Origin of the sequence: Pseudomonas sp. LAMO17WK12:I10, from assembly GCF_900215185.1 — a bacterium.
Taxonomy (GTDB): Bacteria; Pseudomonadota; Gammaproteobacteria; order Pseudomonadales; family Pseudomonadaceae; genus Aquipseudomonas; species Aquipseudomonas chlororaphis.
The window spans coordinates 1-14,625 of record NZ_OBDX01000053.1; the positions used below are offsets into that span (position 1 = coordinate 1).

Below are 14,625 nucleotides of genomic sequence, written 5' to 3' on the forward strand. Positions count from 1 at the left end.
CAGTCGCGAAAGCGTTGATAGACCGTCGACCAAGGGCCGAAACGCTCAGGCATATCGCGCCATGCGGCGCCTGAGCAGAGCACCCATAGGATGCCGTTGAGCATCAAGCGGTCGTCGTTTCTTGGGCGTCCCGTTTTCTGATCCTGGGTGATGAGATCTTCAATCATTTCCCAGGACGCATCGCTGAGTTCGTATCGCTTGGCCATCAGGGGCTCCTGCCGTTGATGGCGGCGATTTTACCCATTTCGATGTTTCAAGGGTTTTCGTACAGAACCTAGGACTTGTCCGATTGACGGTAACCCTTCACCGGCACAGTCTAGCGAGGCTTTTTCGCAGCCCACCTGACAGGAGACAGTTGATGCCCTTCGCGACTATTGATGGACAAGCCCTTCACTACCTGGACCAGGGCAGCGGCCCGGCGGTGCTGCTGGCCGGCAGCTACCTGTGGGACCTGAACATGTGGGCGCCGCAGATCGAGGCGCTGTCCCGGCAGTACCGGGTGATCGCCCTGGACCTGTGGGGCCATGGCCAGTCCGGCGCGCTGCCGCAAGGCACTGCTTCACTGGACGACATCGCCCGGCAGGTGCTGGCGCTGCTGGATCATCTTGAGATCGAGCGCATCAGCCTGGTCGGCCTGTCGGTGGGCGGCATGTGGGGCGCGCGCCTGGCCCTGGCGGCGCCGCAGCGCATCAATGGCCTGGTGCTGATGGACACCTATCTGGGGGCCGAGCCGGAGCCGACCCGCCAGTATTACTTCTCGTTGTTCAAGCAGATCGAAGAGAGCGGGGTGATCGCGCCGCAGCTGCTGGACATCGTGGTACCGATTTTCTTCCGTCCGGGCATCGACCCGCAGTCGGCGCTGTACCAGGACTTCCGCGCCGTGCTCGCGGCCCTGCCCAGCGAACGCCTGCGCGAAAGCGTGGTGCCCATGGGCCGCATCACCTTCAGCCGCACAGACCTGCTGTCGCGCCTCGGCCAGCTGGACCCCAAGACCACCTTGCTGTTGTGCGGCGACCAGGACAAGCCGCGCCCACCATCGGAAACCCGGGAAATGGCTGAGCTGATTGGTTGCCCTTACCAACTGGTGCCCGAGGCCGGGCATATCTCCAACCTGGAGAACCCGGAATTTGTCACCGAGGCGTTGTTGGCTTTTTTGGCGGAGCGGCATTCCTGCTGACAGTGCAGCGGCCACCCCCCAGCCCTCTGTTATAGTCGCGTCCGGCGCAGGTCCAAGCACCTGCGCCGGGCGTTTTCATTCAGGGACAGGGGCGATGACGGAACATATTTACTGGCGCGATATCGAGGACTTGGCCGGCAATTGGAACGGCCTCGGGGTGGACGTCCAGCGCCCGGCCAGTGGCAAGCCGAACTTGCGCCTGCTCAGTGGCCACAACCGACGCATGCAACTGGTGCTGGGTGACCAGACGCTGCTCTGGGGCACCATGTCCCGCTGCCTTTACGGCGTGTGGCTGGTACGCAATCACCTGGTGGAGCAATGGCCGCAAACCCTGGTGGGCCCCATCGATTCGCCCCAGGTGGAGCAACAGCTACGCCTCGACCCGGCCCTGCGCCTCAAGGCCTGGAGCCGCTTCTTCGTCCAGCAGTTGATGCAGCACCAGCCGGACTTTTTCTACCCGGGCTACTGGCTGGTCCGGGCTCTGCGCCCGGAATCCCTCAAACCGATGCGGCCGTTGCTGAGCGGCACCGAAGCCTGGTACTTCAAGGGCGGCGAAGACGCCCTGAGCCATATGCCGCAGTGGGCGATCTACGGCCGCAACATCCTCGACAACCGGCAACCCGGCGCGGCGCGCTGGGTCGAGTTGGGCGAGAGTGGCGGCGCGGTGGTCGGCCTGCATGCAGTGGACCCGCATTCCGGGCGCCTCAAATGGTGGCGCAAGAAAGCCCGCGAAGGCAGCTTGCCGCCCATCCTGCTGTGGTACGTCAGCGGCCTGAGCTGCCACCTGATCCTCGATGGCCATTACCGCTTGCAGGCGGCCATCGATGAAAACCTTCCACCGGAGTTCCTGGTGCTCAGCTCGCCGCGGCTCTTCAGCTATCGCCCGAACCCGCAAGAGCAGCAGAAGGTGCTGGGGGCGCTGCAGATGCAGATCCAGCGCAAGAACCTGGAAACGGTGCGCTTCAACCAACTGCTGATCAGCACCTTCGATGACCGTCCGTATCACGGCTTCGGCAGCCAGTCGTGGGCCGGGATTGCCTCGGAAAAGGTCTGGGTCGATCAGGTCAGCGGCCTCCTCAACGAACGAGGCGACACGGGCGAGCTGGAGAACATCCTTGCCCGCGAAGCGCCGGACGAGTTCGCCTGAGCCTTGCGCACAGGCACCGAATTCTGACGACCCTGTAGCCGCTGCCGAGCCTGCGAGGCTGCGCTCGGGCGCGAAGCGGCCGCAAACCAGGCGACGGAATCTTGCCTGACCCACCGCATTGGCAGGTTTGGCGCCTGCTGCGCAGTCGATCGCAGCCTCGCAGGCTCGGCAGCGGCTACAGGGGGCTGATTCGCTTTCTTTTGTAAGGCTTTTCCTAGAAACTTCTGCGCGCTTGAGTGCGCCTGTATGCGGGGCTAGGCTGCCTGGGTCATCGCCAAATCGATGACACGGATGTGCAAGTCCGGGCTCTTACCAGGTGCAGAAGCGCTCAGTCGTGAGTGAGCGTTTTCATGTCCGCTGCTTTATGGCGGCCATGCGCGGGAGATCCTCGGATCTGCTGAGTGGCCTGGTAGCTCGGTCTTGCACACCCGCGTATGGCTGCCACCCTTAATTCGTGTGCAAGCGAACGGTGTCAGCTCCTTTATTTACCAGGAGCTCAACCATGAAAAAACTTGTTCCCGATCCACCTGTTGATTCCAGCACCTACCGCAACCCCGAACTGAAACAGGCCAACCAGGCCCTGCGCCAATCCTTGGCCGAGCAACCTGTCGAAACGGTGCCGTTCGCTTCCTTGGCCACCACCGTATCGGTGCGTGTCACCCCGGATTCTCTTTTCTGTGTACGCGAAGGCATCAGCGCCGAAGAAGCCCTGGTGCATGTCTCGCTCTTGCTCAAATGCGCCGAAGAAGTCAGCGATGAAATCACCGAACGCGGCAGTGGCCTGGAGCGTGGGTTGATCTGGTCGATGGTCCATTCCGTGGAAATGGCCAGGGCGGTGGTGGATGCGTTGCTGGATGGGCGTGGCGCCCGTTGAACTGAAGCGCGCATCGTGAGCGGGCTCGCCCCCACGGAGGCCTGATAGTCGTTTCACAATCAGGTATCCGTGGGGGCGAGCGCTCAGGTCAGCGTAAGGCGCTGACGGTGTTCAACTTGGGGTCTGTTCTTCCAGCGCATTCAGTTTCGCCAGAAATGAAGCGGGCCCCATTCTTTGCAGCGGGAATTTGCCGCGACTCACCGCATCGAAATAGCGCAGCGACCCCCACAGTTCAAAATCCCCCACCAGATAGACCCGACGTTTGGCCCGGGTGAGGGCAACGTTCAGCAGGTTAGGCTTGGAGGCGGCCCACTGCGCCGCTCCCGCATGCTCGGTGTCTGCCCCCAGCAGCATGAACACGGTGTCTTGTTCTTTACCCTGAAAGGTATGCACGGTGCCGACGGAGGCTTTCAACCACTGCTTCAACTCGCCCGCAGGTAATTTCGGGCGATGGTTGGGCCGGGCCCAGGCCGCCATGCGTATGGCTTTTTGCAGGGCCAGGCGCACGGCCTTGAACGGCGAGATCACGTACAGCTGCGGCAGTTCTCCATCGCGCAGGTACAGCTGCCCCAGCAGATCGACCATGAACTCGATCTGCTGGGGGACAACCTGTTTGTGTTCGACATTGCCAGGGATATCGACCCAGCAACTGGAGCTGTACACAGGGGCGTCCTGTTCGGCGTGGGCATTGGGCAGGCCAAAGACCATCTTGTTACCGTAGGCGATCTGGTTCGACAGGCTGAACATGGGTTCGATGCAGCGTCTGTGGACCCGCAACGGGCTGCCGATCCACAGCTCTTGATCGGTATCGTTCTTGAACACGCTGCCATACAGATTATTGTGGTCCGCCAGGCTTTGCACCGACACACGATTGGGGGCGAAGGCATCGTTCGCCGTGTGTACCGATAGCTGGCCCAGGGTCTTGACCAGGCGTTGCGGCAGGGTGAAGACCGGCTCGATTTGCAGGGGGTCGCCCACCACCATGGCTCTTTGCGCTCGCCACAAGGCACCGACGGCGGCCTGGGGCACGGCTTGTCCCGCCTCGTCGATGTACAGCCAGCCCAAAGAGCCAGCACCCAACCCACGGAACTGGTTGGCAAAGGAGGCAAAGGTGCTCGAGACCACCGGAATCACCATGAACAGGCTTTGCCAGAGCACCTGGGTCAGTCGCTCATCCTCGGGGGTCTTGTTGCTCAGCAACAGGCTGATGGCGGCGAGGTTGGCGCTGAAGCCCTTGCCGTTCGAGCCTGAGGGCGCCACCTCGGCCAGCCAGGCTTCATGCAGGGTCAACGCCGCGGCGAACAAGGTCGAGCGCAAGCGATTGAGTGCTTCATCATGCCAAAGCCCATTGATCTGGAACTCGCTGTTCTCCAGCTCACTGAGCTGGCTTGGCAAATTCGGACGGCCCAGGCGGCTGGCGAAATCGTCCAGGCATCGGCACTTGTCTTGCCATTGCGCCTTACGGGTATCGAGTTCGCTTTTACAGAACAGCAATGCGGTTTGCGCGCTTTCAAGTTCTGGTCTGAGGCTATTGTTCAGAAGGCTTTTCGCGCGGTTGATCTCTTCATGCGCCAGACGCTGGAGCCGGGCATTTTCCAGTTTTTCGTCACGGTGGGTTTTAGCGGCTTGAGTGTTGAACAAGCGCTTCCACCAGACCGGACGGCTGCGATCTATCAGGCGCTCCAGTTCCTGAAGGCTGCCCAGGTGTTGCGCCGTTGCTTGAAGTTGCTGTTGCTGTTGGTCGAGGGCTTGCTGGGCGGACGCCCTGGTCTGTTCGGCCTGATTGAATGACTGTTGCTGAAGGTGCAGGAAGGCCTGTTCATCGGTAGCCGCCATTTCTTCCAGCAGGCTGGCGTAACGGGCTCGTTCCTCCAGTGCTTTGCTGACTTCCTCATCGGCTTTTTTGAAGGCTGCGCTGGCATCCTTGAAGGTGGGGCCTTTGTATTCATCCACCCATTGCCGAATCGTCAGTGGCCGATTGGGCTCGGTGGAGTCTACCGGGGCGAAGAACATGCGCTCCTGCAGGACCTTTCGGTTGTTGCTATTGCCGAGTGCGGCGCAGATCAAGCCCCAGGGTTTGTCCTCGTCGGACAGGTCGCTGATGCTGCCATCGCTTTTTTGTGCGGCAATCTTATGGGCGACCGGTTGCAGGTACTGCACGTCGTTCCAGCATTTTCCCAGGGATTTGCGTTTGGGCAGGTCTCGGGAAATGTTTTCCACGGCGGCATTGTTAGAGGAGGCCACCACCATTTCATAGCCGGTCAACTCAGGTTTGAGCGCGCGGATGGTGTAGGTATTCGGCATGCCCTTGAAGGTGACCTGCGGTTTTTTCCCGCCGACGAAAGCATCTTCCGCCTCGCTGTATCCCGCCAATACCCGCGCCCGACGCACGATGTTCTCGGCGAACATATCGCGCAATAACGTCGTTTTGCCTGTCCCGGGTGGTCCGTTAACGGAGAACACCCCACTGTTTTCCAAGGTGCCGAGCGCGGTATTGATCGCGAACTGTTGCATCAGGCTCATGGCATGGCCGGGCTCATCCGGCCAATGCCCGGGGTTTATGCATTGCGGTTGCAGGGCCTGGTAAATGGCCTTGCGGCCATTGTCGGTATACAGGTCGATTCTTTTGCCCGGGTCGGCTTCGCCCAGGTATTGAAGCAAAGGCAGCGGCTGTTCTGCGCGTTGCAGGCTGGCGATCGCACGCTCGATGTCTTTTATGAAAAAGCTGTTGAGGATGTCGATCTCGGTATCGGGTTCTTCTTCGTCCTCGACTTCCGTTGCCTGTGCCGCAGAGGGTTGGGTGAGTGGTTTCTCGACCTTGGGCTGGGTCAGCACTTGAAGCAATGCGACAGCGCTACCGCTGTTCTGCTCAGGCGTGAAACTGGCCCAGTTGCACAGCAGTTGATGCAGGTGCATGACTTCCTCGGCCATCAAGGCTGGGTCATCGTTTTGCTGACGCTGTCCGTGGAAGTTGTGCAGCAGTTTGACCAACTGCTCCTTGGCGTCCTCGAAGGCTTGATGGCCAAGAGCACCAAGCCCTTTGCTCACCGTTTGCCCTAGCGCCCAGGGAGCCGTCGACAGTGACACGGCATCCAGTTGCGGGACGGCTTGCGCATTGAGCTTGATCTTGGCGAAGCACGTCAGCCCTTCAAGCTCCACCCGTTCCTGCTCTTCGTAGAAGGTGTTCTCGTCTACCGATAAAGCGGCCAGGTGCGGTTCGCAAAGAGTCGCAATGACGGAGGCGTCAAAGACCCCGATATAGAGATTGAAGCCTTTGACTTGAAGGGCGTCAGGTATGGAAAAGTTGCGCCAGCGGCTGTCCTTGCTCTGCTGGAGATCTTCCTGGGAGAGCCATCGGGTCTCCCATTCCTTGAAGTCCTCAACATATTTCCCGAGGGCATAAGGTAGAAAGAATTCCACCTTGTGCCAGTAATCGAGAATGTCTAAAAGCCTGGCTTGTCCTTGAGCTTTCAAAACGTCACATCCCTGTCTGCGTGAATAAAGGCAGTAGTGTAACGCTGTCGGTAAGGCTAAAGGCCATTAGCGGTCAGGTCGTGGCGCCTCTCATTCATTTGGGCCCGAAAATCTTGCCCAGCTTGTCCGGCGCCGGTGCGCCTTGTTGCTGTTGCAGCTCGCCCTTGTCGTCCATGTAGAAGATCGCCGGGGTGGCGGACAGCTCCAGTTCGTCCATCAGCGCCATGTTGGCGTCGAGCTTGGCCTGGACCTCGGCGGGGATCTTGGCCAGGGGCTTGAGGCTGCTGCCCTTGCCGGCTTTCTCGTGGTCCTGCAGGGCTTTCTGCGGGTCTTTGGCGGCCAGCAGGGCGGCGGATTTGCCCGGGCTGTCTTCGCGGATGATGCCGACCATGATGTGCCGCAGCTGGACCTTGCCGGCGTTCACCCAGGGCCGCGCCTGTTCCCAGAACATGTTGCAGTAGGGGCAGTTGGGGTCGCTGAACAGGTAGACCACGCGCGGCGCGTCGGCCTTGCCATCGGCGATCCAGTGGCTCTTTTCCATCTTGGCCCAGACGGCCTTGGCCATTGGCGCGTACACCAGTTTCTGCAGCGGCTCGGCGCTCAGGTCCTTGCCGTCGGCGTCGTACAGGTTGCCCAGCAGCACATGCTTGCCGTCCGGGGTCAGGTACAGCGCCATACCGCGGTTCTGGTACTGCGCGGCATAGCCCTTGAGGCCGTCCGGGGCATCGAAGCTGCCGACGATCTTGGCGCCTTTGGCTTCGATCTTCTTGACCGCCTCGGGCAGTTCTTCGGCGTGCAGCAGCGGGGCCTGGAGCAGGGCGGCGCCCAGGGACAGGCTCAGCAGGTGGCGGATGAAAGGCATGGCAATTTCCTTGAAGGGGCGGCCTGCGTGGCCGTGGTCGAATGCGCTGAGTCGAAATGTTCCAGGGCGCGGGCCAGGCTGGCCTCGGACAGCTCGCCCAGGTGGCTGCCGAGCAGGCGCCCGTCGGCGCTGTAGAACAGCGTAGTCGGCAGCGCCATGGAGCCCACGGCCTTGCCCAGGCGGCCGCTGCCGTCGAACAGCACGTTGTTCAGGTTCAGCTCCTGGGTGGCCAGGAAGGTGCTGACGCTCTGCATGCTTTCGGCCTGGTTGACGAACAGGAAGGTCAGGTCCGGGCGCTGCTGCTGGGCTCTTTCCAGCACCGGCATTTCCCGGCGGCAGGGCGGGCACCAGGTGGCCCAGAGATTGATCACCAGCGGTTTGCCCTGGTAGCTGGTCAGTTGCACGGTGCCGCCGTCGGGGTTGCGCAGGGCGATTTCCGGCAGCCGCGTGCCTTGTTCGAAAAGGCTCAGGGACAGGGTGGCGAGCAGCCAGAACGCCAGGCCGCTGCCGACCCCGGCGCCCAGCGGCTGGCGCAGGGCCGGGCGGCGCCAGCCCCAGGCGAGGGCGGCCAGCAGCAGGACGATGGCCCCCGGCCAGGCGAGGAAACCGCCGTCGCGCAGGTCGATGATCTGCCACAGGTCGTGGCGATAATGCTTCCAGTAGGCGACCACGAAGCCGATGCGCGCCGCCAGCATGCCCAGCAGGAACAGGCCGAACAGCACCGATTCCGGGTTCTCGCCACCGCGCTTGGCGACTCGCCAGCCGACCAAGGTGGCCAGCGCCAGGGCACTGATCAGCAGCAGGTGGTTGAGCGCGATGGCAAAGGTGCCGATGGTAAAGGTCAGCATCAACGGGCTTCTCGGGTAGCGGTCCAGCGTTGCAGGAAGGCAGCCGCGTCTACCTCACCGGTAATCCGCTGGCTGCGGCGTTCTTCGCCGTCCGGGCCGATCCATAGCAGGCTCGGCGGCCCCGGCACTTTATACCGGTTGAGCAGTTCGCGGCTGGCGGCGTTGTCGGCCGTCACGTCCAGGCGCAGCAGGCGCACGTCTTTCAGGGCCTCGAGGACCTGGGGTTGGCCGAACACCTGTTTTTCCATGATCTTGCAGGACACGCACCAGTCAGCGTAGTAGTCCAGCAGCACCCACTGGCCCTGGGCCCTGGCGGTGTCGAGGGCGTCTTGCAGGGCGGCCGGGTCCTTGACGGTGCTGAAGGCATCGTGGGCGCTGACGGTCGCCACGCCATTGCCGCCGCTGTAGACCTTCAGCGGTCGCCACAGATCGTCGCTGCCACCGGCGGCGCCCACCAGCAGCAGGCTGCCCCACAGGCCGAATACCACTGAACCGGCGCCGAACAGGTGCCCGGCGCGCCCGGCCGCACGCATCTGCTGCCAGGCGGTGTAGGCCAGGACCAGCGCCAGCGCGCCCCACAGGCCGATCCACAGCGATTCGTCGAGCACCGGGCGCAGCAGCACGATGGCGGTGCCGAGAAAGAGGAAGCCGAACACGCCCTTGAGCAGGTTCATCCACGGGCCGGGCTTGGGCAGGAAGCGGTTGCCCACGGTCACTAGCAACAACAGCGGCAGGCCGATGCCCAGGCCCATGACGAACAGGATCAGCCCGCCGTGCAGGGCATTGCCGCTCTGGGCGATGTACAGCAGGGCGCCGGCCAGCGGCGCGGTCATGCACGGGCCGACCAGCAGGCCGGACAGGGCGCCGAGCACCCCGGCGCCGACCAGGCTGCCGCCGCGGCGCGAACGGCTGGCATTTTCCAGGCGATCGCGCAGGGCCGCCGGCAGTTGCATCTCGAAGAAGCCGAACATCGGCAGTGCCAGGACCACGAACACCGCGGCAAAGCTGCCCAGCAGCCAGGGCTGTTGCAGCAGGGCTTGCAGGTTGGCGCCGAGCAGCGCGGCGAGCACGCCCATCGCGGCATAGACCAACGCCATGCACACCACATAGCTGCCGGCCAGGGCGAAGCCGCGCCGCGGGCTGGCGCCGCTGCCCACCACCAGGCCGGCGAGGATCGGCAGCATCGGCAGCGAGCAGGGGGCGAAGGCCAGCAACAGGCCGAGGCCGAAGAACACCAGCAGGCTCCAGCCCAGGGCCCGCTGTTGCAGGCCGCTGGCCAGGGCCTGGTCGCTGGCCTCGGTGGTATTGGTTGCATTGGCGGCGGCCGGGCTGCCGCCGAGGTCCACTTCCAAGGATTGCGGCGGGTAGCACAGGCCGGCATCGGCGCAGCCTTGCCAGCCGACCTTGACCTTGCCGGTGGCGCCGGCGGGGATTTTCAGTTCCAGGCCCTGGCGATACACCTGCTGCGCGCCGAAGAATTCGTCGCTGTGGGCCTCGCCCTCGGGCAGGGCCGGTTTGTGTGCGTCCGCCAGGCCGTCGAATTTCAGCCGTTGCTGATACAGGTAATAGCCGTCGGCGATCTGCCAGAACAGCTGGGTTTCCCCCGACGCCAGGCGTTCGGAGGTGAAGACGAAGGCTTTGCCGACCGGGAGAAAGTCGGGTTTGACCTCGAACGGGTTGTTACCCGCCTGGGCCAGGCCCGACAGCAGCATGAACAACAGGATGAACAGACGACGCATGGAAAAGCCTTAAACCGGTGCAAGTGGGGGGCACAATGGCCGATGGCGATTAACCGATGATTAACCCTGCACGCCTTGTGGCACTGGCGGTGCAGGCATAATGTCGGCTTAATCGGCGCTGGTTTTAATGCACCCCTTTTCTACAGGTTCCACCATGCACGTACTTGTCTGTGAAGATGATGAGCTGATTGCCAGCGGGATTGTGGCCGGCCTCACGGCCCAGGGCCTGACGGTCGAGCACGTGGCCACTGCCTCGGCGGCGCGGGCCATGCTCGGCGTGGCGGAATTCGACGTGATGGTGCTCGACCTCGGCCTGCCCGACGAAGACGGCCTGAAGCTGCTCAAGCAGCTGCGCCACAACGGCCTGGAAATCCCCGTGCTGATCCTCACCGCGCGGGACTCGGTCACCGACCGGGTCGACGGCCTGCAGGCCGGCGCCGACGATTACCTGCTCAAGCCCTTCGACCTGCGGGAACTGGCGGCGCGCCTGCATACCCTGTTGCGCCGGGTGGCGGGGCGCAGCGTCAACCTGATCGAGCACGGCCGCTTGACCTACGACCCGAGCACCCGCGAAACCCAGCTCGGCGGCCAGCCGGTGGACCTGTCGCGGCGCGAGCAGGCGCTGCTCCAGGCGCTGCTGCACAACCGCGGCCGGGTGCTGTCCAGCGAGCAGCTCAAGGACAGCGTCTACGGTTTCAACGACGAACTGGAAAGCAATGCCCTCAACGTGCACATCCATCACCTGCGGCGCAAACTCGGCAACGGTATCGTCGAGACCGTGCGCGGCCTGGGCTATCGCCTGGGGCCGGCGGATGGCGGGGAGGAGTCGTAAGTGATGAGCCTGCGTTTGCGCCTGAGCCTGACCATCGGCGCGGCCTTTGTGCTGATCTGGGCGCTGGCCGCGGCCTGGATGTTCAGCGACTTGCGCAACCAGATGATGTTTTCCCTCGACCAGCGCCTGGTGGCGTCGGCGCGCATGGTCGCCGGTCTGCTGGAACAATTGCCGGCCTTGCCGAGCAAGGGCGAGGGCACCCATTTCAGCGCCGAACAGCTGAACATTCCCGGGGGCATGGCCTGCCAGGTCAGCTCCCTGCGCGGCGAGATCCTCGCCCGCAGCCATAACCACCCCGACGAAAAGCTCGAAGCCGAACGCATGGGTTTTCACGACCAGATGATCGACGGCGTGCGCTGGCGCAGCTTCACCCTGGCCCGGGGCGACCTGCGCATCACCACCGCCGATCGCCAGGTCGAGCGTGAAGCGCTGAACATGTCGGTGTTGCTGGCCGCTTCGGTGCCGGTCGGCGTGGCCTTGCTCGGTTGCCTGTGGTTGTTGTGGCTGGGGATCGGCCAGGGCCTGGCGCCGCTGAACCGCATGCGCGATGCCCTGATGCGCCGCAGCGCCGACTCCCTGGAGCCGTTGCAGATCCAGCCGCTGCCCAGCGAGCTGCGGCCATTGCTGGAAACCCAGAACCAGCTGTTCCAGCGCATCGGCAAGACCCTCGAGCGCGAGCGCCGCCTGACCGGTGACGCCGCCCACGAATTGCGCAGCCCGCTAACGGCGATCAAGACCCACCTGCAAGTGGCGCGGATGACCGACGGCGCGGCCCGCGATCAATCCCTGGCGCGCGCCGAAGAAGGCGCCGACCGTCTGCACCGGACCCTGGAGCAGCTGCTGTTGCTGGCGCGGGTCGAAGGCAGCCTGTCGTTCGAGGACGGCGTGCAGTGCAGTGCCGAACAGGTGGCGAAAACCGCGATCCAGGACGCCGCCAGCGGTGCCCGGCAGCGGGTCAGGCTGCACATCGACGAGCGGGTGTCGACGGCGCCGCTGGAAATGCCCTCGGTGCTGGCCATCGCCGCGCTGCGCAACCTGCTGGACAACGCACTGCGCCATACCCCGAGCGATGCGCCGGTGGAGCTGAACCTGGAAACCATCGGCAATCGCGTGCGTTTCCAGGTGCGCGACCACGGTGACGGGATTCCCGAGGATGACTTGCAGCACCTGACCCAGCGCTTCTGGCGCAACGGCCAGAGCACCGGTTGCGGCCTGGGCCTGGCCATCGTCCAGGCGATTGTCCAGCGCTGCGGTTGCGTGCTGCATTTCGACAGCCGGCCCGATGGCTTGCGGGTCGAGTTGACCATGCCGCTGCAAGCGGCCTGAGGGCTTATCGCGAAAAAACTCGAATCGCCACAGGCCCCTGACAATTCGTCCTCTTCCCATTATCTCCCCACGCAATAAACCCTCGCCCGGGTGTAAATCCTCTCGTCGCTGATGCGTTTCCAGAACAGGAAAACCTGCGAGTGCGCGCTGAACCGGCTGCGCACCTGTGTGGTGTGCGGTTTCGCTCAACTCATCAGCGTGAGGATTCGAGAGATGTCAGTTGCTACCAGCCTTGTCGACGATCAGCCCGCGCGGACCAGTCCCGCGCCTGCCGAGACGCTTTACCAGTTCACCGAATCGCCGTTGCTGGCCCGGCAGAACCAGCAGGAATCCAATGCCCGCAGTTACCCGCGGCGGATCCCGCTGGCGCTCAAACGGGCGAGCGGGATTCATGTCGAGGACGTCGAAGGCCGGCGTTTCATCGACTGCCTGGCCGGTGCCGGGACCCTGGCCCTGGGCCACAACCACCCGGTGGTGATCGAGGCCATCCAGCAGGTGCTGGCCGATGAGCTGCCGCTGCTGACCCTGGACCTGACCACCCCGGTCAAGGACCAGTTCGTCCAGGACCTGTTCGGCCTGTTGCCGCCCGCCCTGGCCGCCGAAGCGAAAATCCAGTTCTGTGGCCCCACCGGCACCGACGCCGTGGAGGCGGCGCTGAAGCTGACCCGCACCGCCACCGGCCGCAGCACTGTGCTGTCGTTCCAGGGCGCCTACCACGGCATGACCCAGGGCGCCTTGAGCCTGATGGGCAGCCTGGGGCCGAAGCGCCCGCTGGGTGCGCTGCTGACCAATGGGGTGCAGATCCTGCCGTTCCCTTACGACTACCGCTGCCCGTTCGGCCTGGGTGGCGAAGCCGGGGTCAAGGCCAACCTGAGCTACCTGGAAAACCTGCTGAGCGATCCGGAAGCCGGCGTACAGCTGCCGGCAGCGATCATCGTCGAAGCGGTGCAGGGCGAGGGTGGGGTGATTCCCGCCGACCTCGACTGGCTGCGCGGCGTGCGCCGGATCACCGAGAAGGCCGGCGTGGCCTTGATCGTCGACGAGATCCAGAGCGGTTTCGCGCGTACCGGCAAGATGTTCGCCTTCGAGCACGCCGGGATCATTCCGGATGTGGTGGTGCTGTCCAAGGCCATCGGCGGCAGCCTGCCGATGGCGGTGGTGGTCTACCGCGACTGGCTCGACACCTGGCTGCCGGGCGCCCATGCCGGCACCTTCCGTGGCAATCAGATGGCCATGGCCACCGGTTCCGCGGTGATGCGCTACCTCAAGGAACACCGGGTGGCCGAGCATGCCGCCGCCATGGGCGAGCGTTTGAGCGAGCACCTGCGGATCCTGCAGCGCGACTATCCGCAGATGGGCGACATTCGCGGGCGCGGCCTGATGCTGGGGATCGAGCTGGTGGACCCGGCCGGCGAGAAAGACGCCCTGGGCCATCCGCCGCAGTTCAGCCGCCTGGCGCCGCTGGTGCAGCGTGAATGCCTCAAGCGTGGGTTGATCCTGGAAATGGGCGGGCGCCATGGCAGCGTGGTGCGTTTCCTGCCGCCGCTGGTGATCACCGCAGCACAAATCGACCAGGTGGCGGATATTTTCAGCCGGGCGTTGGCGGCGGCGGTCGCCAGCCTCTAATTTTCCACGGGCCTTGAACGTTCCTTATTCACAACCGCTGCGCCTTCAGCGCAGCGAGCCTTATAGCGATGGAGACACGTAATGACTTCAGTATTCGACCGCGAGGACATCCTCTTCCAGGTAGTGGTCAACCATGAGGAGCAGTATTCGATCTGGCCGGACTACAAGGCTGTGCCACAGGGCTGGCGCACCGTGGGCAAGAGCGGCTTGAAGAAGGAGTGCCTGGCCTACATCGAAGAGGTGTGGACCGACATGCGCCCGCTGAGCCTGCGGCAGAAGATGGACGCCCAGGCGGCTGCCAACTGATTACCCCGTCGCTGTAGCCGCTGCCGAGCCTGCGAGGCTGCGCTCGGGTTGGGCGGCATTCCGACGAAGCGGCCGTAACGGGGTCGCGCGTTGAGCCAGACTCTACGCATTCTCGGGTTTTGCGCCTGCTGCGCAGTCGATCGCAGGCTGCGGCAGCGGCTACATCTATGGTCACCCCCCGTTTCTGCAATACTGTTCATGGATGCGTGGGTTGGCTTGCCTCAATCTATCCGGCGTCAGACTCGGTACTGCGCCTCGATGAAAATCGCGCCTGACGATCCTAAATAGGGGAACGGTTTTGAACCGTGTAGCCGCACAGGTTCTTCGTCAGGCCGGTTTGCCGTTCACGTCATCTGTTGTCCAGCATCGCAAAACCCGTTGGGTGGTGCTCGATAACAGCAGGGTCAGGCGTTC

The 14,625-nt window shown here is 63.6% G+C and carries 12 protein-coding genes; 7 read left to right on the forward strand and 5 right to left on the reverse strand.

The window, feature by feature from the left end; all coding sequences use genetic code 11:
* On the reverse strand, window positions 1-206 hold a 206-nt coding region (locus tag CRO75_RS31275; RefSeq protein ID WP_143504283.1), incomplete at its 3' end, for a transposase.
* Between the two features lie 152 nt (window positions 207-358).
* Between CRO75_RS31275 and CRO75_RS31280 the strand changes: the two genes are divergently transcribed.
* The 3 genes from CRO75_RS31280 to CRO75_RS31290 all read left to right on the forward strand — a co-directional run bounded on the left by CRO75_RS31280 (window position 359) and on the right by CRO75_RS31290 (window position 3,198).
* On the forward strand, window positions 359-1,177 hold the full coding sequence (locus CRO75_RS31280; protein ID WP_097140473.1) for an alpha/beta fold hydrolase: 819 nt from the start codon (window positions 359-361) through the stop codon (window positions 1,175-1,177).
* A 94-nt stretch (window positions 1,178-1,271) separates the two neighbouring features.
* Window positions 1,272-2,324, forward strand: a complete 1,053-nt coding sequence (locus tag CRO75_RS31285) for a hypothetical protein (protein WP_097140475.1) — start codon at window positions 1,272-1,274, stop codon at window positions 2,322-2,324.
* A 502-nt stretch (window positions 2,325-2,826) separates the two neighbouring features.
* On the forward strand, window positions 2,827-3,198 hold the full coding sequence (locus CRO75_RS31290) for a DUF3077 domain-containing protein (RefSeq protein ID WP_085531648.1): 372 nt from the start codon (window positions 2,827-2,829) through the stop codon (window positions 3,196-3,198).
* Between the two features lie 111 nt (window positions 3,199-3,309).
* On the opposite strand, the gene CRO75_RS31295 is transcribed toward CRO75_RS31290, so the two are convergent.
* From CRO75_RS31295 to dsbD, 4 genes are all read right to left on the reverse strand, one after another.
* The gene (locus CRO75_RS31295; protein ID WP_097140477.1) at window positions 3,310-6,672 is read right to left on the reverse strand and encodes a DEAD/DEAH box helicase; all 3,363 of its coding nucleotides are present in this window, start codon (window positions 6,670-6,672) and stop codon (window positions 3,310-3,312) included.
* A 94-nt stretch (window positions 6,673-6,766) separates the two neighbouring features.
* The gene (gene dsbG, locus CRO75_RS31300) at window positions 6,767-7,534 is read right to left on the reverse strand and encodes a thiol:disulfide interchange protein DsbG (protein ID WP_085531645.1); all 768 of its coding nucleotides are present in this window, start codon (window positions 7,532-7,534) and stop codon (window positions 6,767-6,769) included.
* Window positions 7,510-8,382: a TlpA disulfide reductase family protein gene (locus CRO75_RS31305; RefSeq protein ID WP_009044901.1), complete on the reverse strand. Its 873-nt coding sequence runs from the start codon at window positions 8,380-8,382 to the stop codon at window positions 7,510-7,512. The genes dsbG and CRO75_RS31305 overlap by 25 nt, the downstream gene beginning before the upstream one ends.
* Window positions 8,382-10,121, reverse strand: coding sequence for a protein-disulfide reductase DsbD (dsbD, locus tag CRO75_RS31310; protein ID WP_097140479.1), 1,740 nt, complete (start codon window positions 10,119-10,121; stop codon window positions 8,382-8,384). The genes CRO75_RS31305 and dsbD overlap by 1 nt, the downstream gene beginning before the upstream one ends.
* A 154-nt stretch (window positions 10,122-10,275) precedes the next feature.
* Here dsbD and CRO75_RS31315 point away from each other — a divergent pair, with 154 nt between their 5' ends.
* From CRO75_RS31315 to CRO75_RS31330, 4 genes are all read left to right on the forward strand, one after another.
* Window positions 10,276-10,953: a response regulator gene (locus CRO75_RS31315; RefSeq protein ID WP_007922871.1), complete on the forward strand. Its 678-nt coding sequence runs from the start codon at window positions 10,276-10,278 to the stop codon at window positions 10,951-10,953.
* Window positions 10,954-12,279 (forward strand): ATP-binding protein, encoded by a 1,326-nt coding sequence (locus tag CRO75_RS31320; RefSeq protein WP_177409815.1) that lies wholly within the window; start codon window positions 10,954-10,956, stop codon window positions 12,277-12,279.
* A gap of 213 nt (window positions 12,280-12,492) precedes the next feature.
* Window positions 12,493-13,905, forward strand: coding sequence for an aspartate aminotransferase family protein (locus CRO75_RS31325; RefSeq protein WP_087092798.1), 1,413 nt, complete (start codon window positions 12,493-12,495; stop codon window positions 13,903-13,905).
* Window positions 13,906-13,986: 81 nt separating this feature from the next.
* Entirely contained in the window at window positions 13,987-14,211 is a 225-nt protein-coding gene (locus tag CRO75_RS31330) for an MbtH family protein (RefSeq protein ID WP_053280257.1), read from the forward strand.
* Window positions 14,212-14,625 lie beyond the last annotated feature (414 nt).